We start from the raw sequence: 23,655 nt of genomic DNA on the forward strand, positions 1-23,655 counted from the left end.
CGATTACCCTGCCGATCAGCGCGCGCCGACCCCATCATAGGTCGTGCCGAAGAAGTCGCCCTTGTTCCACATCGGGCGCTCGTCCCCGTTCGCGATCGCATTGGCGATCCGGAAGTTCACATCGACGAAGCGCACGCCCGACTGCCAGTTGAGCGCCGGCTGCTGGTCGATCTGGTCGGACGGCTGATGATAATGGTTCTTCATGAAGTGATCGATCGCGGCGCGGCCCGGGCCACCCGCACCCGGCCACAGGAATACCGAGGGCACGCCCTTGCGCACGAAATTGTAATGGTCCGAACGCACGAAGATATTCTCGCCCGGCAGCGGATCGTCCGACATCTTTACGCCGATCTCTGCCGCCGCCTTGGCGACGATCGGCCCCAGCGTCGAGTGGTTGGCGCCGTAGACCACGATATCCTCGAACGGATAGGTGATGATCGGCATGTCGAGGTTCACGTCCGCTACGATCGTGCCCTTCACCGTCGGGTTGTTCGAGAAATAGTCGGAGCCGACCAGCCCCTTCTCTTCCGCGGTGACCGCCAGGAACAGGATCGAGCGCCGCGGTTTGGTCCCCGCCGCCTTGAAGCGCTTGGCCTCCTCGATCAGCGAGGCGGTGCCGATCGCATCGTCCAGCGCGCCGTTGTTGATCGTGTCGCCCTTCGCGTCCGGACGGCCGACGCCGATATGATCGAGATGCGCGGAAAGGACGACCACTTCGCTCGCCAGCTTGGGATCGCTGCCCTCGATCATACCGGCGACGTTGAAGCTCGGCATCGGGGTCAGCACGGTCTTGGCGGCAACGGTGATCGTGCCCGGCAGCTGCATCGCCTTGAAGACCGCACCGTCGACTTCGGCGGCCTTGGCGATCGCCGCCCAGGGGGTCTTGGCCCCGGCGAACAGCTTCTCGGCGCCTGCCATGCTCAGCATGCCCAGGCCCGGCGTGCCGGGGGCAGCGATATGCCCGGTGCCGTCGGCATTCCCCCAGGTGACGCGCGGGCGGTTGCCATAGGCGGCGTACATCGCGAACGGCCGGCTCTTGGCGGTGATCGGCGATTCCAGCGTGATATAGCCGATCGCGCCGTGCTTCTTGGCGATCTCCGCCTTAGCCGCCGGGTTCTGGAAGTGCGCGCCTTCCTCGCCCGGGAAGCTCTTCGGCGCGCCACCGAAGAAGGCGACGATCTTGCCCTTCACGTCGACGCCCTTGTAGTCGTCCCTGCCCAGCCCGACGATGCCGTAGCCGACGAACACCACCGGCGCGGTGACGCTGTATTCCGGCTTTTCCGGGTTCGCGCCGACGACGAAGTCCTTGCCCGCCTCAAGCGCGACCGGGGCCGCCTTGCCCTTGCCGATCGACATCGCCCCGGTGCCGTCCAGTTTGTAGCTGATCAGCGGCACCTTCTGGAGATAGCCTCCGTCATCGCCGGCGGGCTTCAGCCCGGCGGCGTAGAATTGCGACGCGACGTAATTGGCCGCGATCTCGAATTCCGGCGAGCCCGCATCGCGGCCCTTCAACGCGTCCGAGGCGAGGAACATCACATGCGCCTTGAGCGCCGCCTGATCGGCGGGCAGCGGCGCGGTGATGATGGCGTTCCGCTCGGCAGCGGTCTGGGCGATGGCGGGCGACGCCGCAAACAGGAGGAGGGCAAGCGGCGCAGTCGAACGAAGCATCGGAATTCCCTGTTGGTCGCAACAATATTTCAAGCCTAGCAGCGCTTCGAGGCTCGTCAATCGGCCCAACCGTTCGTCGCAACATTTCCTGTCGGCCACGATCTCGCAAGGCGGCAGCTATCGCTTGGTTCGAACGGGGAAATCGAAAGAATAGCAGTAGCAGGCGCAGCCGCTTGTCCTATATCGAACCCTATATGAGTGACGCCCGCATCGCCGCCGCAGCTCCCCAGGCCATCCGCCGCGAGGACTATCGTCAACCCGACTGGCTGGTGCCGGACATCGCGCTGGACTTCGATCTGGATCCCATGACGACGCGGGTGAAGGCCGCGCTCCACGTCACCCGCAACGGCGCGCACGACCGCCCGCTGGTGCTGAACGGCGACGGGCTCGAGGCGGTTTCCGTCAAGGTCGACGGCGCGGATGCGCAGGGCTGGCACATGGACGGGCAGGATCTGGTGATCCCGCTGACCGGCGACGCCCACACCATCGAGACCGACGTGGTGATCGCGCCGGAGCGCAACACCCAGCTTCAGGGGCTCTATGCCTCGTCGGGCATGCTGTGCACCCAGTGCGAGGCGGAAGGCTTCCGCCGCATCACCTTCTTCCCGGATCGCCCGGATGTGCTTTCCAAGTACAAGGTACGCCTGGTTGCGGACAAGGCACGCTTCCCGGTGCTGCTCGCCAATGGCGATCCGATCGCGCAGGGGGACATCGAGGGCGGACGGCACTGGGCCGAATGGCACGATCCGTTCCCCAAGCCGAGCTATCTCTTCGCGCTGGTGGCGGGCGATCTCGTCGCCAACACCGGCAGCTTCACGACCATGTCCGGCCGCGAGGTGCAGCTGGGCATCTATGTTCGCGCGCCCGACCTCCCCAAGACCGACCATGCCCTGCACGCGCTGAAGCTCAGCATGAAGTGGGACGAGGACGTCTATGGCCGCGAGTACGACCTCGATGTGTTCAACATCGTCGCGGTGGACGACTTCAACTTCGGCGCGATGGAGAACAAGGGGCTGAACGTCTTCAACAGCCGCTACATCCTCGCCGATCCCGATACCGCCACCGACTGGGACTATGACGCGATCGCCGCCGTGGTCGCGCATGAATATTTCCACAACTGGTCGGGCAACCGCGTCACCTGCCGCGACTGGTTCCAGCTGAGCCTCAAGGAAGGCTTCACCGTCTTCCGCGACCAGAGCTTCTCGGCCGATCAGGGCTCGGCCGCGGTCAAGCGCATCGAGGACGTGCGCTCGCTGCGCGCGAGCCAGTTTCCCGAGGATGCCGGCCCGCTGGCGCACCCCGTGCGTCCGGACGAGTATATCGAGATCTCGAACTTCTACACGGCGACCATCTACAACAAGGGCGCCGAGCTGATCCGGATGATGGCGACCATCCTCGGCCCGAGCAAGTTCCGCGCCGCGACCGACCTTTATTTCGATCGCTTCGACGGCACGGCGGCGACCTGCGAGGATTTCGTCGCGAGCATGGAGGAGGCCGGCGGCGTCGATCTCGGCCAGTTCCGCCGCTGGTACAGCCAGGCGGGCACGCCGCGGGTCTCCGCGAACCTCGTGCAGGACGGCGCCACCACCCGCCTCGCGCTTGCCCAGACCGTGCCGCCGACGCCGGGCCAGCCGGTCAAGGAGCCGATGGTGCTGCCGCTCAAGATCCGCCTGTTCGGCGAGAAGAGCGGCACCCCGCTCATCGACGAACAGCTTGTGCTGCTCGACAAGCCCGCGCAGGAACTGCGCTTCGACGACCTGCCCGAGCGCGCGGTGCTGTCGATCAATCGCGGCTTCTCCGCGCCGGTGATCGTCGACGCCAATCGCAGCGCGGCCGACCTCGCTTTCCTCTCGGCGCATGACGACGATCCGTTCGCCCGCTACGAAGCGATGCAGCAGCTGATGCTCGACACGCTGGTCGCAGCGGTGACCACCGGCAAGGGGGATCACGCCGCGCTGGTCGACGCCGTTCGCAACACGCTGACCGATCCCACGCTCGACCGCGCCTTCATTGCCGAGGCGGTGCTGCTCCCCTCGGACAGCTTCATCGGCGACCAGATGGCGGTGGTCGATCCCGAGGCGATCTTCCACGCGCGCGAAGCGCTGCGCGCCGATCTCGGCAAGGCGCTGGAGACGGAATGGCGCGCCGCCTATGAAGGCGCGCGGGCCAACCGCTTCGAATACTCGCCAGCTGCCAAGGGTGCGCGTCGCCTGAAGAACGTGGCGCTGGGCTATATCGCGGCAAGCGGCGCGACCGATGCGGCGGCGCTGGCCTATGCGCAGTTCGACGCGGCCGACAATATGACCGATCGCCAGGGCGGCCTCGCCACCCTGGTCAACGGCACCTCGTCCTATCGCGAAAAGGCGCTCGAGGCCTTTTATCGGCGCTATGCCGGCAACGCGCTGGTGCTGGACAAGTGGTTCCAGACCCAGGCGCTCTCCTCGCGCGACGATGCGCTGGCGGCCGTCGAGAAGCTGGCCCGGCATCCCGACTTCACCCTCGCCAACCCCAACCGGGCGCGGGCGCTGGTCGGCGCATTTAGCATCAACCAGCGCGCGTTCCACGACCCTTCGGGCCGCGGCTATCGCTTCGTCGCCGACCAGCTGATCGCGCTCGACAAGCTCAACCCGCAGACCGCCGCCAAGCTCGTCCCGCCGCTCGGCCGCTGGAAGCGCTTTGATGCGACGCGCGCCGCACTGATGCGTGGCGAGCTGGAGCGGATCGTCGCCAGCCCAGGCCTCAGCAAGGACATGTTCGAGCAAGCGACCAAGTCGCTCGACTGATGCTTCGGCTGCTCACCGCCACGGTGCGCGACTCCGCTCGCGTGCGGACCGTCGCGGCCGTGGCGGCGCGCTTCGGGCTGGGCGTGCTGCTGGAGACGCTCGGCTTCACCGGCGAGGCGGATGCAGCAGATCCCGAGACCGGCGCGCTGCCCCTGCCCCGCCGTACCCGGCTGGCGCTGGAGGCGCTGGGCCCCACCTATGTGAAGATCGGGCAAATCCTGGCCACGCGGGGCGATCTGCTGCCGCCGGAGTGGATCGCCGAGCTGGAGCTGCTCCAGAGCGCTGCGCCGACGCTGCCCTTCGAGGAAATCCGCGGCGAGGTGGAAGCGGCGCTCGGCATGTCGCCGGAAGAGGCGTTCGCCTGGTTCGACCCGATGCCGCTGGCGGCGGCCTCGATGGCGCAGGTCCATCGCGCGCGACTGGAGGATGGCCGCGAGGTGGTGCTGAAGGTGCGCCGCCCCGGCATCCGCGCGGCGATGGAAGCGGACCTGCGGCTGATCGGCGAGCTTGCCGCGCTGGTCGCGAGGAGCAGCGCCGAAGCGCGCCGCTTCGAGCCGGTGGCGCTCGCCCGACAGCTGCGCCAGGCGCTGCTCGAGGAACTCGACTTCACCAACGAAGGCCGCAACGCCGATCTGCTGCGCGCCGACATGGCGAACACCCCGCGCGTCGTGGTGCCCGAGATCCACTGGCAATGGACTTCCGAGACGCTGCTGGTGATGGATTTCATCGCCGGCGTGAAGCCGGTCTCGGGCGAGGCCTTGCGCGCCGCCGGTATCGACCCGGAGGCCATCGCCGAACTGGGTGCCGACACGGTGATCGCGATGGTGCTGGTGAACGGCCGCTTCCATGCCGACCCGCACCCAGGCAATCTGCTCTGCCTGCCGGGCGACAGGCTGGCGCTGCTCGACCTTGGCTCGATCGGGCATGTCGGCCCGAAGCGCCGCGACGAGTTCATCGCCTTCGTGCTGGCGCTGACCGGCGGCAATGCGCGATCGCTCGCCGACACCCTGGCGCTGTGGAGCGAGGGGCACGAGGTGCCCCGCCGCACGATCGACCGGGCGGCCGAGGCGATCGTCCAGCGGCATGGTGGCGGCACGCTCGTCCTGTCGGCGATGATGCCAGATTTCCTCCGCCTGCTCCGCGAGCAAGGTCTGGTGCTGCCGCCCGACCTCCTTCTGGTGTTCAAGGCGATGGTGACGATGGACGGCGTGCTGGATCGCATCGCACCGGGCTTCGACCTGTCGGGTGCGATCGGGCGGGCGCAGGTCGCGCTGCTGGCGAACCGCTTCGGCCCGGCGCGCATGGCGGCGAGTTCGGCGGCCTTGGCGCTGGCGCTGGTGGAACTAGGGGAGGATGCCCCCCGGCTGCTGCGCGCGGCGGCGGCGCGGCTGGAGGCGCCTGCCGTGGATACCGGCGTGGCGGCCGCGATCACCAAGGCAGGTGGATGGATCGCGGGCGCCTTGGTGGGCGGCGCGGCGCTGATCGCCATCGCACGTTGGTTGGGCTAGGTTAGCCTATCCTCCCCTTGGCGGGGGAGGATAGGCTTTCGCTCTTCTTATACCGCCATCACGTTCCGACCGCGCTGCACCGTGGCGCTATGCCCCACGCTCGCCTTGAGACTGCGCTCGGTTACCGTTTCCACGAAAACCCAGTCGTTGCGCGCCCGATCGGGGGTCAGGGTCAGCGCCATGTACCCGCGACGGCTGGTGTCGCACCATTTCAGCTCCGGGTTCGCCTTCACCAGGCCCGCCGCGACGACCTTGGGATCGGTCTTGAGCGCGCTTTCGAAGCCCGGCGAGGTCACCGCGTGGCCGGCGAACTCCACGCCCGCCGCCTTGCCGTCCTGCGCGAGATCGAACGCCCAGGCATTGTGGCTGTCGCCGCACACCACCAGCAGGTTCGCGCCCATGCCCTGCGACGATTTCAGGAACCGCGCCCGCGCTGCCGGATAACCGCCCCAGCTGTCATAGCCGAGCGGCAGCCCCAGCCTGCCCGCCAGCACGCCCGCCTGCACATAGGCCTTGGCGCGCGGATCGGCATCGGGCGCCAGCCACGTCATCGCATCCGCCGGCGTGGTGAGGTTGCCGAGGATCGTGCCGAAGCCGACGACCTGCCAGCGCTGCCCCGCTTTCACCGAACGGCGCATCGCATGATCGAGCCACACCTCCTGCTCGCTGCCGAGCATCGTCACCGCGGGATCGTGCCACGGGCCGTCGCGGAAGGCGGTGAGCGCCTTCACCGGATCGGCGTCCTTGAACAGCGGCGCAACGTCCGGCTGCCGGCTGCGGGCGAGCAGGCGGCTTTCGGTGCGGAAGAAGGTCGCCAGCGTGCCGATCTCGTAGCTGCCCCAGGGCGTCTCCGAAACCGGCATCCATTCGCGAAACACCTGCATCGCCGCGGCCTTGCGGGCGCTCCAATCGCCTTCCGTGTCCGGCTCATGATTTTCGGCGCCGCCTTCCCAGCTGTCATTGGCGCTCTCGTGATCGTCCCACTGGACGAGCATGGGCTTGGCCGCATGCAGCGCCTGGAGGTCCGGATCGGCACGGTAGCTCGCATAGCGCAGGCGGTAATCGGCAAGGTGGATCATCTCGCCCGCCGGCTCGGGCCAGCGGCCGCCAATCGCACCGCCCGCCGGCGCATAGCCGCCCTGCTTGTACTCGTAGAGATAGTCGCCGAGGTGCACCCAGAGGTCGATATCCTCGCGCGCGGCGGCGTGACCATAGGCATTGAAATAACCGAACGGCAGGTTGGAGCAGGAGAAGATCGCGATGCCGAAGCGGCGCGCATCGCCCTGCGGCAGCGTCTTCGTGCGCCCCACAGGCGAAAAGCTGCCGTCAGGCGCCACGAAGCGGTAGTAATAGCGCGTGTCGGGTGCCAGCCCGGCGAGGGTCACCTTCGCGGTGTGGTCGCGCCACGGGCCGGTGATCTGCTCGCCTTCGGCGACGATATGGGCGAAGTCGGCGCTGGTGGCGATCTGCGCGCGCAGCTTCACCGCGCCGCGATCGGCGGGCACATAGCGCGTCCACAGCAGCATCGTGTCGGGCCCGGGCTCGCCGCTTGCCACCGAATGGGTGAAGCCGCGTGCGGTCACCTGGGCTAGCGCCACGCCGGGGAACGACAGCGCGCCGATTCCCAGTGTTCCGGTGAGCAGCAGCGAGCGGCGGTCGAGTCGAAGAGTCATCTGGTCGCGTCCCTTTTTCGGTCGGTCGCTAGGTGGCCGCCATTGGTGTCGTGTTCGTGACAGCCGCGCCAAGCTCGGCTAGGCAAAGGGGCGAATCAGTTTTCGGGGCGTGGATAATCGGGGGCGCAACCTGCCGGACGGGAAACACCGCCGGCAGCACGGAGACGAAGACGCACGTGAGGTTTTTCCGTTCTAGGGCCGGCACCGTCGGCTGATGGCGACTCGTATCGCAACGCTCGGCGTCGCCGAGCCGAAAGCCCGGTTTGGCGCCGCTGCTGCCGCCGTGGCCGCCATTCCACGCTGGGTGATCCTGCTGGCGACGGCCATGACCGTGCGCGCGGTCACCTTCGGCGATCCGGTCATCGCCGTCGACGAGCAGTTCTACTGGGTCACCGCCCAGCGCCTGCTCCACGGCGCGCTTCCCTTTGTCGATGTGTGGGATCGCAAACCCATTGGGCTGTTCCTGCTCTATGCGCCCGCTGCGGCGCTGGGCCTGCCCTGGGGAATCCTTGCCTATCAGTGGATGGCGCTCGCCTGCGTGACGTGCACCGCGCTGCTGATCGCGCGGATCGCGGATCGCGCCGGCTGGGCGGCGGGGGCGATGCCGTCGGCCCTGCTCTACATCCTGATGCTCAACGTGGCCGACGGTCAAGGCGGGCAGGCGCCGGTCTTCTACAACCTGCTCACCATCGGCGCGATCGCGCTGCTGCTGCCCCGCTCCCGCGACGCCGTGGACGACCCCGCCCGGGTGAACCGCAACCTGCTGGCGATGCTGCTGATCGGCGCGGCGCTGCAGGTGAAGTACACCGTGCTGTTCGAGGGCCTGTTCCTCGGCCTGTGGCTGCTGCGCCGCGAGCTGGTGCTGGGCGCGAGTTTGATGCGCGTGCTTCGCCGCGCCGCCGCCTATGCCGCGATGGCGATGGTGCCGACCCTGCTGGCGGGCATCGTCTATGCCCGGCTCGGCAGGTTCGACGCCTGGTTCTACGCCAATTTCGGTTCCATCCTCGATCGCAAGAGCGACCCCTTCCTTGATCTGGTCGGCGCCTTTTTCGAAGTGATGGTGCCACTGGCGCCACTGCTCGTGCTGAGCGCCCTGGGCTGGCGCCGGCTCGTGCACCATGGCGCGCGCGGGGCCGCTGCCGGGCTGCTGTTCGGCTGGCTGGTGTCGGCGATGGTCGGGCTGATCATCTTCGGCTCGTGGTTCCCGCATTACGCGCTGCCGGTTATGGTGCCTGCCAGCCTGTGCTGCGCGGCCTATTTCGCGCTGGACCGGACCGGCCGTCGCATCGTCGCGCCTGCGCTGCTTGGGGTGGCGCTGATCGCGGGCACGGCGTCCGTCCTCATCGCCCAGTCAAAGCGCGGCAATGCAGCCCAGCTGGAGACGATTGCCGAGGCGATCGGTCATGGCCGCGGCTGCCTCTATGTCCATTCGGGCGACTCGATGCTCTACGGCGCCACCGGCCGCTGCGCGTTGAGCCCCTGGCTGTTCCCCAGCCACCTCTCGCGCGAGCGGGAGAACGGTGCCCTCGGCGTCGACCAGATCGCCGAGGTGGATCGCATCTTCGATCGCAAGCCCGAAATCGTCGTGATGCGGACGCCGTTCCGCGGCGAGCGGCTTGCCGTTCGGGCGCGGGTGATGCGCTATCTGCACCGCATGGGCTATGCGGTGCGCGGCACCTATATGCTCGGCCGCATACCGATCACCGTCTATGCGGCGCCGAATGCAGCTGCAGTCGCGCCGCCGCGACGCTCGGCGAGCAGCCCGGCATAATAGTCCATCAGCGCGGCGGCGTGATCGGCGTCGCTGCGCACCTTGCCCGCAGCGACGCGCGCCGCGCTCCGCAGCAGGGACTGGTCCCGCGCGAACAGTCGCCGGATCGCCTCCGCGGCAGACAAGGTATCGCGCGCCGCGTAGGTTTCGGCGAACAGCGGATCGGCGATTTCGGCAAACCCTCCCTCGTCCGGCCCGATCAGCGGCAGCCCGGAGGCGAGCGCCTCCCAGGCGACCAGCCCGAACGGTTCGGCATCCGACCCATGGATCAGTGCATCGCAGCTGGCGATGAGCCGCGACAGCCGCATCCGGTCATAGACCGGACGAAAGATCCGGATGTGCGGGCTGTCCGCGATCAGCGTCTCCAGCTGGCTACGCTGCGGCCCGTCGCCGAGCAGCATCAGCCCCACCGGCAGGTCGTTCGCCGCGGCTTCGACCGCTTCGATCACCAGTGGCCAGCGCTTTTCCTTGTGCTGGCGACCCAGCCCGAGCAGCAGATGCCCCTCCGGCGGCAGCCCGAGCTGGGCGAGCAGTGACACGCGAAGCTTTTCGTCGCGCAGATCGGGCGAGAACCAGCCGCGGTCGATCCCCAGCGGCACCGATGCGTCAACACGCAGCCCGCGGCGCTCGAACCGCTTGGCCAGCGCCGGGCCATTGGTGACGAACGCGTCATAGTGTTCGAGGAAGCGGGCCATGTAGCGGGTATACCAGCCGAACGCCTGCTCCACCTGCAGCGGCGTCGCCACGCCGTCCAGCCAGCGCTGCGGATAGGTGCCGACCAGGTCGCCATGCGCGAAATAGACCTTCACCGCGTCGCCCTGCCACCGCCCCACGGTCCAGGCGGGCAGCCAGGGCGAGCTGTTCTCGACGATATCCGGCTGCAGCCGGTCGAGAGCCGCCCAGACCGGCTCGTCCTTGACGAAGATGCGGTAGTTGCGATCGAGCAGCAGCGGCGGCGCCTTGATCCAGTGGATCGCGCCGCCACCGGGCCGCTCCTCGACACTGGTTTCCGCACCCGGCGCGACGACGATCAGCTCGTGCCCCAGGTCGGCCATTAGCCCCATCTTGCGATCGAGATAGGTGCGCACGCCGCCGCCGGTAGGCGAGTAGAACTCGTTGACGTCGACGATGCGCATGGGCCCCCTCAGTTGAGCGGCGCGAACCCGCCCAGGCCGCGCAGATACTGCGCCCGAATGTTCACGGTAGTCACTCCGTTCCCGACATGCACCATTGCCTGGCGCAATTTGGGCCGGCTGCGGCCCAGCCGCTGGTTCGAGGGGAAGCCGGCGCCGTCGCTCCAGAAGTCGAACTTGTTCTTGCCGTCGCGATCATGGGTGAACAGCACTGCATAGTCGCCGGGGGCCGGCACGCGAATGCAGATCACCACCGCGCCCGAAGGCGGGGTGTTCGCCCAGATGCGGCGGAAGGTCTTGCCCTCCTTAACCAGATCGCGATCGTCCTTGAGGAAATCCTCCTCCGTCGCGGGATAGAGTTCCAGCTTCAGACGGCCGCTACGGTCCTTGAGACCCGAAATCTCGGCCTGGATCGCCGGACCGCGACCGCTGGTGCAGGCGCCGGCATCCTCGCCCAGCACCTGGGCCGACGCGCCGGTACCAGCCAGCGCGGCGAGCAGCGTCGCGGTCAGAAGGGCGATGCGCTTCATGCGTCTTTCCTCGTGAGCAATGCGTGCAGACCGAAGCCTGCGATCAGGATCAGGTGCGCGACCAGCGACAGCCCGGCGATGAGTGCCATCAGTTCCGACAACGCCTCGCCCTGGCCGATCACCATGATAGCGAAGCTGGCGAACAGCAGTTCCTTGTTGGGAACCAGCGGCAGGCGCCAAGCAAGCAGCCGGCCTGCCGACAGCAGCAGCCAGATGCCGATCGAGACCTGCGGCATCGCGAAATGCCAGGCGAAGGCAATCAGCACCGAGCTGGAAACGATGCGAATGCAGTGAATGCCGAACACCCACCAGAGCTGCCCGCGCGGCAGCGAGAATACCCGCTTGGAGAAGATCAGGAACGGCAGCGACATCGCGAAGATCACCGCGATCGAGCCCATCAGCGTGTTGAACTCGGCCGGTTTCAGCAGGTCGATGCCGAAGGGCAGCGCCATCGCCACCACCGCCAGGGTCATCGCGTTGCCGGCGATGGCGGACAGGATCGTCACGTCCTTCACCGCACCGAAGGGTGCGGCGACCATCTGGGTACGCTGCCGCGCCCAGGCGTAGAAATAGGCCTCGCCCGAATAGCCGAGCAGCACTTCGTTCGCGATGCGCTTCTTGTGGAGGGCGATCATCCCGTCGATCGGGATCCGCCACAGCTTGCGGAAAATGACGTAATCGAACGTCGGCGAGCCCAGATAATAGAGCACGAAGACAAGGTAGAAGAGCGGGTTGGTGGGCAGCGCCCGCGCCAGACCGGTCAGGCCGCCGCCGAACAGCTCGCGGGCCAGCCCCGCCACCATCAGCAGCGTCAGACCCGCCCCCAGCCACATCGGCCAGCGGCGCTTGATCTTCTCCACGGGCTCCAGGCCCGCCAAATCCGGTGCAGCCGGAATCGCGGCTTCGACCACGCGCGTGTTCACCGAAGCCTCCCGGGCCTGCCTGTTCGTACCATTCAAAAGCGCCACCGACACGACCGAAACATTTTCACTTAACCCGCGTTTCGGCGTCTCTCCGGAAATCCGGCGCGTCGCGCGATGTTGGGACGTTTCCCAACACATTGCGGTTTATTCCGGCAGCGATTTGGGCTTTAGAAAGGCAATCTGCAAGTAGATGCTGTACCGCTCCCCCCCTTCCGTGCCGCTGCATGTCATGGCTTTCGCAGAGACGCTGCAGGGCGGCGGCGTCGAGCGCGCCTTGCTGCGGATGTCGGGTGGATGGCTGGCCAGGGGCCACCGGGTGACGCTGGTGCTGGGCGCCTGCGAGGGACCATTGGCCGCCGAACTGCCCCCGGGCATCGAGGTGATCGAACTGGGCAGCCCGCACTACCCGATTCTGATGCGACTGCCCGGGGTGGTGCGCAGGCTCGATCCGGACGTGCTGTTCTGCCCCGGCAACTATTACACCGCCGCCGCGGCGATTATCCGCATGCAGCTCGGCCGACGCACCCCGCCGATCATCGCCAAGGTGTCCAATGCGCTGGTGCGCCCCGAGATGTGGCGGTTCGTGGCCTGGGGCTATCGGCGCTGGCTACGCTGGCACCCCGCCTTTCTCGACCATATCGTGGCGATGACGCCGGCGATGGCGCGCGAGGCGATTGACGAGATGCAGATGCCGCCCGATCGAGTGAGCGTGATCGCCAATCCGCCCGCCGAGCGCATCGCGGACGCAACGCCCCTGGCACTGCCAAAGGGCCGTTACATTGTCGGCGTCGGCCGGCTGGAGCCGCAGAAGCGCTGGGACCGGCTGATCGCGGCGCTTCCCCGCCTCGCCGATCCCGACATTCACCTGCTGCTGCTCGGCGAAGGCAGCGCCCGTGCCGGTCTCGAGGCGCAGGTCGCGCGCCTGGGTCTTGGCGACCGGGTGACGATGCCCGGCCATGCCAGCGATCCCCTGCCCGCACTGAAGCATGCGACGGTGGCCGCGCTGACGTCGGACTTCGAAGGCGTGCCCGGCGTGATCCGCGAAGCGCTGTCGCAGGGCACGCCCGTTGTCGCCACAGAGGCGAGCGTCGCGGTACGCGAGCTGATCGACTCGCCGATGCTCGGTACCGTGGTAGCGCGCGAGGACGGCGAGGGGCTGGTGGCCGCGCTTGACCACTGGCTGGAGCCCGGCCGGACCCGCCCCGCGCCGCGAGAAGATCATGGCGACCCGGTCGGGGACTATCTCGCGCTGTTCAGCCGGCTCGCCCGTCAGCGCATCGCGTAGCGCAGGCCGATCCACAATGTGCGCGGCGTCGCGCGTTCGATCACATTCCCCCCGCTAATCCCCGCCTGCACCTCGGCATCGAACAGGTTTTCCGCCCGCGCCTCGGCCCGCAGCGCCCGGGTCAGCGGCACGCCCAGCGTCGCATCCACCGTCCAGGCGGGGTCGAGATTTGCGCTGTTCTGGTCATCCTCGAATCGCGCACCGGCATAGCGCGCCGTAACCGAGGCGTTGGCCAGCGCCGCCCGCCAGGCAAGCGTCGCCGATCCCTGGAAGCGCGGCGTCTGCGCAGGACGCAGACCGTTCAGGGCCGCGGCGGCACCCGAACTCTGCACGCGCGCGTCGGCATAGGCCCAGGAGCCGGCGAGGCTCCACACCCCCATCGTCCACTGGCCGTCCAGCTCGATACCCTTGGCTTCCACCGCGTCGAGATTTTGCCGCTGGCGATAGGCGCCGGCCGCCGACACGAAGCCAACGCCGGGGAACGTCCCCGGGCCGCGCGCCAATGTGACATTGGCGATCGCGCCGTCGAGCCGGTTCCAATAGCCTGTCGCGCGGATCACCAGCGCCGGCAGCGGCCGAAGGTCGACGCCGAGTTCCCCGCCCCACAGCCGCTCGGGATCGAGCGCGGCGTTCGCCGCGGTCGCATCGGCACCGGCGCGGAACGGGCGGTAGAGTTCGTTGAGCGTGGGCAGTCGCCAGCCGCGGTACCCCGCCGCGCGCAGGGTCACGGCTCCCATAGCATAGGCCGCGCCCAACCGACCGGTCGGCTCCCAGCCATGGCGGTTGGCGAAGCGTGCGTCGGTGAGCACGGGGCCCGCGGCCAGCGGCGCTTCGAAGAGGCTGCCCTGATAGATCGTCCAATGGTCGAGCCGACCACCGGCATCGAGTGTCCAGCCGCCGCCGCTATAGCTCGCATTCGCGAAGCCGCCGGTGGTTAGGCTAGCCCCGCCGGCGATACGGCGCCGCGTGGGGCTGGTGCCGACAAAGGTGTAGAGCTCACGGGTCTCCCCCGAGACGCGGCGGAGGTCGCCGCCCAGCCGCAGCGTGACCCCGCCGCCCACCGGCGGGGCGACCTCGATCCGGCCGCCGATGCCGGTGGCGGGCACATGCTGCTGCACGACGGGACTCACCGTATCCCGCGCGGCCGAGATGCTGGCGAAGCCGCTATCGAACTGGCGCACCTGCAGATAGGCGAGCGCCGACCAGCCCCACTCGCCCTTCTGCCCGTTGCCGCGTCGGACCAGCCGCACGCTGGCATCTGCGCCCTTGCTGAGCACATCGGTAAAGGCGGTGCCGCGGGTTCGCTGGTCGGTGAAGCCGGATAGATTGGTCTGAAGCTCGGTGCCGCCGCCCAGATCGGTCACCCCGCGCACCGCAAGGCTGGCCTGTTCATAGGGCGCCGCGCGATCGACGCGGCCAGGACGCACGATCGGCACGAACCCGTCGCTGCGGCCATATTGCCCGGCGACCGTCAGGAAGCCCCGGCTCACCGGCATGGCGGCCACGCCGCTCGCATCGATGCTGTCGCGGCTGCCGTAGAAGACACCGAGGTTCAGCGTGCCGAGTTCCGCGGGGCTACCGCTTTCCAGCTCCACGGTGCCCGCCAGCGCGCCTGGCCCCGCAAAGCCGCTGCCGCCGCCGCGCGTCACCCGGACGTTGGCGAGCCGCCCGGGCATATAGGCCGGGAACGGCACCCAGCCACCGAACGGATCCGTCTGCGGCACGCCGTCCAGCAGCAACAGCGCGCGGCTCGAGGCATTGCCGCCCAGCCCGCGGAGCGTAATGCCCTGGCTGGTCGGATGTGCCGAACTGGAAGTCGACCGGCGGAATTGCGCCAGCCCGGCGACATCGGCCAGCACATCCTCGATGCGGTTGCTCGCGGTATCGGCGAGGCGTGCCCGATCGATCGTCACCACGTCATAGGCGGCGTCGCCCGGCGGGAGGTCCAGCCCGCGACCGGTGACAACGATCTCCGCCGGCTGGCTGTCCTGCGCCCATGCAGGCGCAGCCACGCACAGCGCCGCGACGGCGCAACCCAGTCGCTCAAGCACCCGGCGCGACTCGATCCGGATGCGCGGCAGCGACGGGGGGAAGCGCGAGCGCTGCCGCTTCGGCGCGCAACAGCAGGGGGTAGGCGTCCAGCGGCACGGCGAAGCGCCGGGCGTTGAACAATTGCGGGACCAGGAAGCAGTCGGAAATGTCGGGTGCGGCACCGCCGAGGAACGGCCCGTCGTGCCGCAGGTTGCGCGCGAGCGCCTCCAACGCGGAAAATCCCTCGGCCATCCAGTGCGCCGTCCAGGCGGAGCGCGCGTCTGCCGCCGCCTCCAGCTGCTGTTCCAGATATCGCATTACGCGCAGATTGTTGATCGGATGGACGTCCATGCCGATCACCATCGCCCGTGCGAGTGCATCCGCGCGCGCGATCGGCTCGGCGGGGATCAGCCGCGGATCGGGATAGCGCGCGTCGAGCCAGTCGAGGATCGCGAGGCTCTGGGTGAACACATGGCCCTCCGCCTCCAGCGCGGGCACCAGCCCCTGCGGATTGCGCAGGAGATGGGCGGGTCCGCGCTGGGCGTTCTCGAGCAGGGGCACTTCCTGCCGCACATAGGCCACGCCCTTGAGGTTGAGTGCTATCCGCACCCGATACCCCGCCGAGGAGCGGAAATAATCGTGCAGCACGAGCATCGGCTCAGTCCTTGTCGCTGTCGTCGTCGCCTTTGGGCTTCTTGCCGTTCAGCCGTGCATTGCTCTCCAGCGCCACCTTGATCATCGCCACCATCGGATCGGCAAGCGCAAGGCCCAGCACGCCGAACAGCGAGCCGGCGAGCACCTGCGACGAGAGGGTCAGCGCCGGCGGCAGATCCACCGTGCGCTTGGCGACCATCGGAATGACCACATAGCCGTCGAAATTCTGCACGGCGAAATAGATGACCACCGCCCAGATGCCGGTTTCCTGCCCCGCGCTGAACCCGACCGCCGCCATCAGCACGCCAGAGATGATCGCGCCCACATTCGGGATGAACGCCAGTACGCCGGTGATGATGCCGAGCAGCAGTGCCATCGGCACACCGGCGACACTCAGCAGGATCCACGTCAGCACGCCTTCGAACGCCATGCCCAGCAGGCGCCCGGCGAGCAGCCGCCGCATGGTCGTCGCCATGCCGCCCAGCATATGCGCGAAGGCGTGGCGCTGATCGAGCGGCACCATCCATTGCAGCCCGCGCTCGTAGATGCGCGGCTCCAGCGCGACGAACAGGCCGAGGATCAGGATCATGATCATGCTGGTAACCGCGCCGATCGCCGTCCCGACGGCGGTGGTGAGCTTGCCCACCGAACCCAGCGCCTCGCGCAGCATGCCGTTGATGTCGGACCGCCCCGGCATGAGCCCCATGTCGGACGCCCAGCGCGCGACCCGGTTGGCCTGCGTCTCGAGTGTCGTTCGCAGCTGTTCCGCCTGGTCGGCGATCTGCATGCCGGTGCGGTAGAAGACGAGCCCGAAAAAGGTGAAAACCAGGATCAGCACCAACGCGATCCGCAAACCGCGCGGAATCGGCAGCACCTTACCCAGCAGGCGCGCGCCGCCGTCCAGCATCGAGGCGAATACGAGGCCGCCAAAGATGATCAGCAGCGGCTGGATCAACAGCACGACCAGCGCAATGGCGACCGCCATCCCCAGCCATACGGCGGCTTTCTTGAATTCAGCGCGGGTGGCGGGATCGCGAAATTCGTTCGGGCCGGGCTCGCGCACGACGCGCACGTGCGCGGATTCCAGCGGATCGTTGCTCATTTTTCCTCATGGGCTGGGTGCAGCGAAATGCCGAACCGGTCGCCGCGGAAACCCGTGAACCAGGTCAGCGGGTTCCAGGTGGATGAGCCATCGCGCGAAAAAGTGATGAACTCCGCGCGACCGCCGATGTTTTCCCACGGCACGGGACCGCCCAAGCCGTTCTGTTCCAAGCTGAAACGGCTGTCGGCACTGTTGTCGCGATTGTCGCCCATCAGGAACACGTGATTCTGGGGAATCACCACGGGGGGGAAATTGTCCCCGGCCGAATCGCCCAGATCCGCTACCTCGTAGCTGGCGCCGTTCGGCAGCGTCTCGCGGAACAGCGTCAGGCTGCAATAGGCCGTGCCCTGATGCACGACGCGGCGCCCGTCATAGAAGATCGACCCGCCCCGCTCCGGATCCGGATCGCAGCGGGTATTCCCGTCGATCGGCACCAGCCGCTCGCCGAGCGGCTCGCGCGATACCGCCTTGCCGTTGAGCCATACGACGCCATCGCGCACCGCCAGCGTGTCGCCCGGCAGCCCGATCACGCGCTTGATATAGTCGGTGCTGTGTCCGGGCGGGGTCACGATGACGATGTCACCGCGCGCCGGTAGCTGGCCGAGGATGCGGCCGGGGATCGGCGGAAGCAGGTGGAAGGTCGGCGTGACGAAGGAATAGCCGTAGGGATATTTGCTGACGATCAGCTGGTCGCCCACGCGGAGCGTCGGCAGCATCGATTCCGAGGGGATGTAGAAGGGCTTGGCGATCAGGCTGTGGAAGGCGAGCACGCCCAGCACCAGCCACAGGATCCCCCGCACCTCGGCCCACCAGTCGGTGCCCTGCCGGATCGCACTCTGGCGTCGCTCGCTCTGCTTGCTGCTCAACGCCAGATCGTCCAACCCCATTACGCGTCCTTCTCCACCGGCAGCGCCTCGATCATCACCATCGCGAACGCCCAGGGGTCGTCGTCGGTGAGGGTGAGGTGCACGTTGGCCACGTGTCCCGGCGGCGTCATGGCGTCAAGCCTTGCCTTGGCACCCCCGGTCAACGCCAGCGTCGGCGCGCCCGAGGGCGCGTTGACCACGCCGATGTCCTTCATGAACACGCCTCGGCTGAACCCGGTTCCTACCGCCTTGGAAAATGCTTCCTTAGCGGCGAAGCGCTTGGCGAGCGTGGGGGCGTAATTGTGCGGGCGTTTGGCCGCCTTGGCGAGTTCGACCTCGGTGAACACGCGCTGCTCGAAACGCTGGCCGAAGCGATCGATCGACTTCCGGATCCGCTCGATATTGCAAAGGTCGGAGCCCAGCCCGAGGATCATGCGGTCACCGCGCAGAGTCCATCAGCTCGCGCATGCGCCGAATGACTGGGGCGAGGCCGTCGAAGATCGCCTCGCCGATCAGGAAATGGCCGATATTGAGTTCCATCACCTGTGGGATCGCAGCAATCGGCACGACATTGTCGAAGGTGAGGCCATGGCCGGCGTGCGGCTCGATGCCGTTGCGCGCGGCGAGTGCCGCCGCGTCGGAAAGGCGCTTGAGCTCGGCGGCAAGGTCCTCGCCGGACAGCTCGGCATACCGCCCGGTGTGCAGCTCGACGACCGGTGCGCCCAGCCGGATGGCCGCGTCAATCTGCCTAGCCTCCGGCTCGACGAACAGCGACACGCGGCTGCCATTGTCGCGCAGCTTCGCGACCATCGGCGCCAGCAGATCGAACATGCCGGCGGCGTCGAGCCCGCCCTCGGTGGTCCGCTCCTCGCGCTTTTCCGGCACGATGCACACGGCGTGCGGGCGATGCTTCAGCGCAATCGCGAGCATCTCCTCGGTGGCGGCCATCTCAAGATTGAGCGGCACGGTCAGCTCGGTCGAGAGGCGCGCGATATCGGCGTCGGTAATGTGCCGCCGGTCCTCGCGTAGATGGGCGGTGATCCCGTCCGCCCCGGCTTCGGCCGCGAGCAGCGCCGCGCGCACGGGATCGGGATAGCCGCTGCCGCGCGCGTTCCGCACGGTCGCGACATGGTCGATATTGACCCCGAGGCGAAGCTTACCGCTCATCCACAGGCCGCCGCACTGAGTAGGTCATAGGCAAATCCCGATTGCTGCCACACTTCGCCGAAGCTGAAATCCTCGGCGCTGCGATTGGTGAAGACCACGACGACCAGATCGTCGTCGGGGAGGATATAGTTGCGGGTCTGGACGCCGCCGATCTCGCCGTCGCGCTGGACGATGCGCTTGGGCGCCGCGCAGCCTTTCAGCTGGCCCGGAAACACCCACTGCCCGAGTGCCTGGTAGCTGCGCCCGCCTTCGGGCTTCCACAGCTCGGCGCGCGCAGCCGGCGGCAGCAGTGCGCCGGTCATCAGCGCGCGATCGAAGCGGAACACGTCGCGAAGCGTACCGATCAACCCGCCGGCCGTGCCGAAGGTCGCAAGGTTCACCCGCGGTTCGGGCTTGCCATGGACGAACCCAGGGACGCCCATCTCCCACGGCCGTGCGAAATGGCCGGGCCAAAGCGCGTTGTCACGGGCCCCTTCCGCACCCTCCCCCGCTTCCAGCCGCTCGCCGAGCAGCAGATAATCGCAGTTGTTGTAGCGAAACTCGGCATTGGGTGCGCCCGGCTTGGACAGGCAATAGCCGATATTCTGCCCGGCGGCCTGATAGAAACTGGGCATGCCGCCTTCGCCGGCCGGCGTGTCGTCCGGATCGGCGAGGCCGCTGTGATGCGTGAGCATCATTCGCACGGTGACGCCCCGAAGTGCGGGGACGTCCGTCGCTGGTCCGTCGAGCGCCAGGTCGCCGCGCGCCACCATGCGCATCACGGCGACGGCGGTGACCTGCTTGGTGATCGACGCGAGTCGCCATTGTGCCTTGGGGTTGTGCCGCGGGCCGCCGTCCGGCCGCACCGTGCCATAGCCCTTTTCGACGAGGACCTTGCCCCCCCGGGCGACGAGCACCACCCCCGCCAGCCCGGCCTTGGCCGCCACTGCATCGACCTTGGCGGCGAGCGGCGTGGCTGCGGCGAGGGCCAGCGCGAGGATCATGCGATCGCCCGGCTTCCCGGCTTGATCGCCGGGATCGCCGCCAGTTCGGGCGGCAGCTGGTCGGCCGGATAGGCGGGCACGTCGAGCTTGGTCAGCGCGATCAGCGGCACGCCGACCTCCGCCTTGCCGTTCGAGCGGTCGACGATGCAGGCCGCGCCCAGCAGTGTGCCGGGGTGCTGCTGGATCGCGGCGATGCACTCGCGCGAGGACAGGCCGGTGGTGACGATGTCCTCGACCATCACGACACGTGCACCTTCGGGAATCTCGAAGCCGCGGCGCAGCTGGAACGCGCCGTCCTCGCGCTCGACGAACACCGCCTTGCAGCCCAGTGCGCGGGCCGTCTCATAGCCCGGGATTATCCCGCCGATTGCGGGGGATACGACGATGTCGACCTCGCCGAAGGTCTCGCGAATCAGCTTGCCCAGCGCGCTGCACACCCGCTCGGTGCGCACCGGATCCTCGAAAATCCGCATCTTCTGGAGAAATACGGGAGAGCGCAAACCCGAAGACAGGATAAAATGCCCCTCAAGCAACGCGCCTGCGTCGCGAAATTCGTCGAGGATGGCGTCTCCGGTCAATGTCTGGGCTCCTGAAGTCAACGGTGGAACGATCCTTTAAGTGGCGGGCGCTGCCACCGCAACCGCACGCGAAAAAGGTTGAGCATAGCCTTTTCCCAGCTATACCTTTGGTACAAAGGGCCGCTAGGATGCCCCGGTTGTGCGTTCCTGGAGAGGGGTGACAACACCATATGCGCAGTTTCTTGGTACCGTCGATCCTGCTGGCCGCTGGGCTGGCCTTCGCTTCCCCGGGAATGGCGCAACCCGCCGCCCCGGCCGCTCCTGCATCTTCTGCCGCCGCAGCGCCTGCCGCGACCGCGGCCCCGGCCGCGAAAGTTGCCGACCCGACTCTCGATGCCGCCGGCAAACCGCTCCACACCGCCCAGCCGGGGGTAGGCGAGCCGGTGGACAAGGCCTATTATCTCCAGCAACAGGTAACGCCGACGGGTCAGGAAGCGCACTGGTTCCACAACACCATCCTGCTTCCGTTGATCACGATCATCTCGATCTTCGTGCTGGTGCTCTTGGTGTGGGTGATCCTGCGCTACCGTCGCGCGGCCAACCCCACGCCGTCGCGTACCAGCCACAACACCGCGATCGAGATCGTCTGGACGCTTGCACCCGTCCTGATCCTCGTCGCGATCGCGATCCCCTCGATCAAGCTGCTCGCCGCGCAGTTCAAGCCGGCGCCCAAGGGCGCGGTGACGCTGAAGGCGATCGGCAACCAGTGGTTCTGGTCCTACGAGTACCCGGATAACGGCAATATCCAGCTGACCGCCAACATGCTCAAGGAAGGCGACCAGGTCGGTAAGGGCCAGCGCTATCGCACCGATGCCGATGGCCCCCGCCTGCTCGCGACCGACCAGCGCGTGGTGCTGCCGGTGGGCGTGCCGATCCGCCTCGTCACCACCGCGACCGACGTGATCCACAGCTGGGCGATGCCCGCTTTCTGGATCAAGCTCGATGCGATCCCGGGCCGCCTGAACGAGACGAGCTTCATCATCCAGAAGGAAGGCGTCTATTTCGGCCAGTGCTCCGAACTCTGCGGCGCACGCCACGCCTATATGCCGATCGCGGTGGAAGCAGTAAGCCCGGCGAAGTTCGCGCAGTGGGTCGCCTCGAAGGGCGGCACCATGCCGGGCGCCACCGCCGAGCCGGCCAGCACCACCGCCATGGGCAACGACGCAACCGACGACACCGCCAACGGCGCGGTGGAAGCCGCGCCCACCGTCAATGCCACCGCCACCCCGGCACCGTCCAACAAGCCTGCGACCGCGAACCCCGCCGGCGCCGGCAACACGGGCAACTGAGCCATGACCGATACCGCGCTCCCCTATTCCGCCGCGCACGACCATGCGCATGGCGAGCATGACGCCGATCACAAGCCCAGCTTCTTCGCGCGCTGGTTCATGTCCACCAACCACAAGGACATCGGCACGCTCTACCTGATCTTCGCGATCATCGCCGGGATCATCGGCGGCGCGATCTCGGGCATCATGCGCGCCGAGCTGATGGAACCGGGCATCCAGTATCTCCCCTGGTGGGTCGCCAAGCTGCACGGCGAAGGCACGTTCGACGAGGCGATGCACTTCTGGAACGTGCTGATCACCGCCCACGGACTGATCATGGTGTTCTTCATGGTCATGCCGGCGATGATCGGCGGCTTCGGCAACTGGTTCGTGCCCATCATGATCGGTGCGCCGGACATGGCCTTCCCGCGGATGAACAACATCTCGTTCTGGCTGACCGTGGCGGGCTTCATCCTGCTGATGCTCTCGCCCTTTGTAGGGGTGGGGGCAGGCACCGGCTGGACGGTCTATGCGCCGCTCTCCACCTATGGCGAGCCGGGGCCGTCGGTCGATTTCGCGATCTTCTCGCTCCACCTGGCGGGCGCGGCGTCGATCCTCGGCGCGATCAATTTCATCACGACGATCTTCAACATGCGCGCGCCGGGCATGACGCTGCACAAGATGCCGCTGTTCGCCTGGTCGGTGCTGGTCACCGCCTTCCTGCTGCTGCTCGCGCTGCCGGTGCTCGCCGCGGCGATCACCATGCTGATCACCGATCGCAACTTCGGCACTGCGTTCTACGATCCGCAGTACGGCGGCGATCCGGTGCTCTACCAGCACCTGTTCTGGTTCTTCGGCCACCCCGAAGTGTACATCATGATCCTGCCGGGCTTCGGCATCATCAGCCACATCATCGCGACGTTCAGCCGCAAGCCGGTGTTCGGCTATCTCGGCATGGCCTATGCGATGGTCGCCATCGGCCTAGTTGGCTTCGTCGTCTGGGCGCACCACATGTTCACCACCGGCCTTTCGGTGCAGGTGAAGATGTACTTCACCGCCGCCACCATGGTGATCGCGGTGCCGACCGGCGTGAAGATCTTCTCCTGGATCGCGACGATGTGGGGCGGCTCGATCAGCTTCAAGACCCCGATGGTCTGGGCGATCGGCTTCATCTTCATGTTCACCGTCGGCGGCGTGACCGGCGTCGTTCTCGCCAATGGCGGCGTCGACGACTATATGCAGGACACCTACTACGTCGTCGCCCACTTCCACTATGTGCTGTCGCTCGGCGCGGTATTCAGCCTGTTCGCGGGCTTCTACTACTGGTTCCCGAAGATGACGGGCAAGATGTACAACGAGTTCCTCGGCCAGGTGCACTTCTGGGTGTTCTTTGCCGGCGTGAACCTGCTGTTCTTCCCGATGCACTTCCTGGGCCTGCAGGGCATGCCGCGCCGCATTCCCGACTATACGGACCAGTATCAATACTGGAACCATACCGCGACCGTGGGCTACATGATCATGGCGGCGGGCATGGCGGTGTTCTTCGTGAACATCCTCTACTCGCTCTTCGCCGGCAAGAAGGCGGAAGCAAATCCCTGGGGCGAAGGCGCGACCACGCTGGAATGGACGCTGTCCAGCCCTCCGCCCTTCCACCAGTTCGAGACGCTGCCCAAGATCGACTGATCCGGGCACGATGGAACAGGAAAGGCTCCGGCGGGCGACTGCCGGGGCC

At 67.4% G+C, this 23,655-nt stretch carries 19 protein-coding genes; 6 read left to right on the top strand and 13 right to left on the bottom strand.

What is annotated here, in order from left to right; genetic code table 11:
* Positions 1–15: 15 nt before the first annotated feature.
* On the bottom strand, positions 16–1,668 hold the full coding sequence (locus OIM94_RS10355; protein WP_264606654.1) for a M28 family metallopeptidase: 1,653 nt from the start codon (positions 1,666–1,668) through the stop codon (positions 16–18).
* Between the two features lie 194 nt (positions 1,669–1,862).
* On the opposite strand from OIM94_RS10355, the gene pepN reads away from it, so the two are divergent.
* Together pepN and OIM94_RS10365 are read left to right on the top strand one after the other, a co-directional pair.
* The gene (pepN, locus tag OIM94_RS10360; protein ID WP_264606655.1) at positions 1,863–4,451 is read left to right on the top strand and encodes an aminopeptidase N; all 2,589 of its coding nucleotides are present in this window, start codon (positions 1,863–1,865) and stop codon (positions 4,449–4,451) included.
* The gene (locus tag OIM94_RS10365) at positions 4,451–5,959 is read left to right on the top strand and encodes an ABC1 kinase family protein (protein ID WP_264606656.1); all 1,509 of its coding nucleotides are present in this window, start codon (positions 4,451–4,453) and stop codon (positions 5,957–5,959) included. Before pepN ends, OIM94_RS10365 begins: the two co-directional genes overlap by 1 nt.
* A gap of 47 nt (positions 5,960–6,006) precedes the next feature.
* Here the strand turns inward: OIM94_RS10365 and OIM94_RS10370 are convergent, their stop codons facing one another.
* Entirely contained in the window at positions 6,007–7,632 is a 1,626-nt protein-coding gene (locus OIM94_RS10370) for an alkaline phosphatase D family protein (RefSeq protein ID WP_264606657.1), read from the bottom strand.
* 214 nt (positions 7,633–7,846) lie between these two features.
* Here OIM94_RS10370 and OIM94_RS10375 point away from each other — a divergent pair, with 214 nt between their 5' ends.
* Positions 7,847–9,403 carry a hypothetical protein gene (locus OIM94_RS10375; RefSeq protein ID WP_264606658.1) on the top strand — a complete coding sequence of 519 codons (1,557 nt, stop codon included), beginning with the start codon at positions 7,847–7,849 and terminating at the stop codon, positions 9,401–9,403.
* Here the strand turns inward: OIM94_RS10375 and OIM94_RS10380 are convergent.
* The 3 genes from OIM94_RS10380 to OIM94_RS10390 are packed head-to-tail and all read right to left on the bottom strand — an operon-like array spanning position 9,340 to position 11,989.
* Positions 9,340–10,539 carry a glycosyltransferase gene (locus tag OIM94_RS10380; RefSeq protein WP_264606659.1) on the bottom strand — a complete coding sequence of 400 codons (1,200 nt, stop codon included), beginning with the start codon at positions 10,537–10,539 and terminating at the stop codon, positions 9,340–9,342. The genes OIM94_RS10375 and OIM94_RS10380 overlap by 64 nt on opposite strands.
* Before the next feature lie 8 nt (positions 10,540–10,547).
* A complete protein-coding gene (locus OIM94_RS10385) occupies positions 10,548–11,066 on the bottom strand; it encodes a DUF2141 domain-containing protein (protein ID WP_264606660.1) in 519 nt (172 codons plus the stop codon).
* Positions 11,063–11,989: a hypothetical protein gene (locus OIM94_RS10390; RefSeq protein WP_264606661.1), complete on the bottom strand. Its 927-nt coding sequence runs from the start codon at positions 11,987–11,989 to the stop codon at positions 11,063–11,065. Before OIM94_RS10390 ends, OIM94_RS10385 begins: the two co-directional genes overlap by 4 nt.
* A 229-nt stretch (positions 11,990–12,218) precedes the next feature.
* Between OIM94_RS10390 and OIM94_RS10395 the strand changes: the two genes are divergently transcribed.
* Entirely contained in the window at positions 12,219–13,274 is a 1,056-nt protein-coding gene (locus OIM94_RS10395) for a glycosyltransferase (protein WP_264606662.1), read from the top strand.
* Here the strand turns inward: OIM94_RS10395 and OIM94_RS10400 are convergent.
* From OIM94_RS10400 to pyrE, 8 genes are read right to left on the bottom strand one after another with little or no spacing between them, the layout of a single operon-like run.
* Positions 13,259–15,325: a TonB-dependent receptor gene (locus OIM94_RS10400; protein ID WP_413716351.1), complete on the bottom strand. Its 2,067-nt coding sequence runs from the start codon at positions 15,323–15,325 to the stop codon at positions 13,259–13,261. The two genes, OIM94_RS10395 and OIM94_RS10400, sit on opposite strands and share 16 nt — an antisense overlap.
* Complete coding sequence (gene maiA, locus OIM94_RS10405; protein WP_264606664.1) at positions 15,318–15,959, bottom strand: maleylacetoacetate isomerase; 642 nt, start codon at positions 15,957–15,959, stop codon at positions 15,318–15,320. Before maiA ends, OIM94_RS10400 begins: the two co-directional genes overlap by 8 nt.
* 4 nt (positions 15,960–15,963) lie before the next feature.
* Complete coding sequence (locus OIM94_RS10410; protein WP_264606665.1) at positions 15,964–17,061, bottom strand: AI-2E family transporter; 1,098 nt, start codon at positions 17,059–17,061, stop codon at positions 15,964–15,966.
* Positions 17,058–17,948, bottom strand: coding sequence for a signal peptidase I (gene lepB / locus OIM94_RS10415; RefSeq protein ID WP_264606666.1), 891 nt, complete (start codon positions 17,946–17,948; stop codon positions 17,058–17,060). Before lepB ends, OIM94_RS10410 begins: the two co-directional genes overlap by 4 nt.
* Positions 17,948–18,361: a holo-ACP synthase gene (gene acpS, locus OIM94_RS10420; protein WP_264606667.1), complete on the bottom strand. Its 414-nt coding sequence runs from the start codon at positions 18,359–18,361 to the stop codon at positions 17,948–17,950. The genes lepB and acpS overlap by 1 nt, the downstream gene beginning before the upstream one ends.
* Positions 18,362–18,365: 4 nt before the next feature.
* Entirely contained in the window at positions 18,366–19,094 is a 729-nt protein-coding gene (locus tag OIM94_RS10425) for a pyridoxine 5'-phosphate synthase (RefSeq protein WP_264606668.1), read from the bottom strand.
* The gene (locus OIM94_RS10430; RefSeq protein WP_264606669.1) at positions 19,091–20,077 is read right to left on the bottom strand and encodes a serine hydrolase domain-containing protein; all 987 of its coding nucleotides are present in this window, start codon (positions 20,075–20,077) and stop codon (positions 19,091–19,093) included. Before OIM94_RS10430 ends, OIM94_RS10425 begins: the two co-directional genes overlap by 4 nt.
* Positions 20,074–20,655: an orotate phosphoribosyltransferase gene (gene pyrE, locus OIM94_RS10435; protein WP_264606670.1), complete on the bottom strand. Its 582-nt coding sequence runs from the start codon at positions 20,653–20,655 to the stop codon at positions 20,074–20,076. The genes OIM94_RS10430 and pyrE overlap by 4 nt, the downstream gene beginning before the upstream one ends.
* A 170-nt stretch (positions 20,656–20,825) precedes the next feature.
* Between pyrE and coxB the strand changes: the two genes are divergently transcribed.
* Together coxB and ctaD are read left to right on the top strand one after the other, a co-directional pair.
* Complete coding sequence (gene coxB, locus OIM94_RS10440) at positions 20,826–21,944, top strand: cytochrome c oxidase subunit II (protein WP_264606671.1); 1,119 nt, start codon at positions 20,826–20,828, stop codon at positions 21,942–21,944.
* A gap of 3 nt (positions 21,945–21,947) precedes the next feature.
* Positions 21,948–23,606, top strand: a complete 1,659-nt coding sequence (ctaD, locus tag OIM94_RS10445) for a cytochrome c oxidase subunit I (protein WP_264606672.1) — start codon at positions 21,948–21,950, stop codon at positions 23,604–23,606.
* The last annotated feature ends 49 nt before the right edge of the window (positions 23,607–23,655 follow it).

Origin of the sequence: Sphingomonas sp. R1 (genome assembly GCF_025960285.1) — a bacterium.
In the GTDB taxonomy this organism is placed as follows: domain Bacteria; phylum Pseudomonadota; class Alphaproteobacteria; order Sphingomonadales; family Sphingomonadaceae; genus Sphingomonas.

Coding starts and splice junctions, on each gene's coding strand:
- OIM94_RS10370 (WP_264606657.1), bottom strand. CDS start 7,632: ATGACTCTTCGACTCGACCGCCGCTCGCTGCTGCTCACCGGAACACTG.
- OIM94_RS10385 (WP_264606660.1), bottom strand. CDS start 11,066: ATGAAGCGCATCGCCCTTCTGACCGCGACGCTGCTCGCCGCGCTGGCT.
- OIM94_RS10375 (WP_264606658.1), top strand. CDS start 7,847: ATGGCGACTCGTATCGCAACGCTCGGCGTCGCCGAGCCGAAAGCCCGG.
- ctaD (WP_264606672.1), top strand. CDS start 21,948: ATGACCGATACCGCGCTCCCCTATTCCGCCGCGCACGACCATGCGCAT.
- coxB (WP_264606671.1), top strand. CDS start 20,826: ATGCGCAGTTTCTTGGTACCGTCGATCCTGCTGGCCGCTGGGCTGGCC.
- OIM94_RS10410 (WP_264606665.1), bottom strand. CDS start 17,061: ATGAGCAACGATCCGCTGGAATCCGCGCACGTGCGCGTCGTGCGCGAG.
- pepN (WP_264606655.1), top strand. CDS start 1,863: ATGAGTGACGCCCGCATCGCCGCCGCAGCTCCCCAGGCCATCCGCCGC.
- OIM94_RS10395 (WP_264606662.1), top strand. CDS start 12,219: ATGGCTTTCGCAGAGACGCTGCAGGGCGGCGGCGTCGAGCGCGCCTTG.
- lepB (WP_264606666.1), bottom strand. CDS start 17,948: ATGGGGTTGGACGATCTGGCGTTGAGCAGCAAGCAGAGCGAGCGACGC.
- acpS (WP_264606667.1), bottom strand. CDS start 18,361: ATGATCCTCGGGCTGGGCTCCGACCTTTGCAATATCGAGCGGATCCGG.
- OIM94_RS10355 (WP_264606654.1), bottom strand. CDS start 1,668: ATGCTTCGTTCGACTGCGCCGCTTGCCCTCCTCCTGTTTGCGGCGTCG.
- maiA (WP_264606664.1), bottom strand. CDS start 15,959: ATGCTCGTGCTGCACGATTATTTCCGCTCCTCGGCGGGGTATCGGGTG.
- OIM94_RS10425 (WP_264606668.1), bottom strand. CDS start 19,094: ATGAGCGGTAAGCTTCGCCTCGGGGTCAATATCGACCATGTCGCGACC.
- OIM94_RS10365 (WP_264606656.1), top strand. CDS start 4,451: ATGCTTCGGCTGCTCACCGCCACGGTGCGCGACTCCGCTCGCGTGCGG.
- OIM94_RS10430 (WP_264606669.1), bottom strand. CDS start 20,077: ATGATCCTCGCGCTGGCCCTCGCCGCAGCCACGCCGCTCGCCGCCAAG.
- OIM94_RS10380 (WP_264606659.1), bottom strand. CDS start 10,539: ATGCGCATCGTCGACGTCAACGAGTTCTACTCGCCTACCGGCGGCGGC.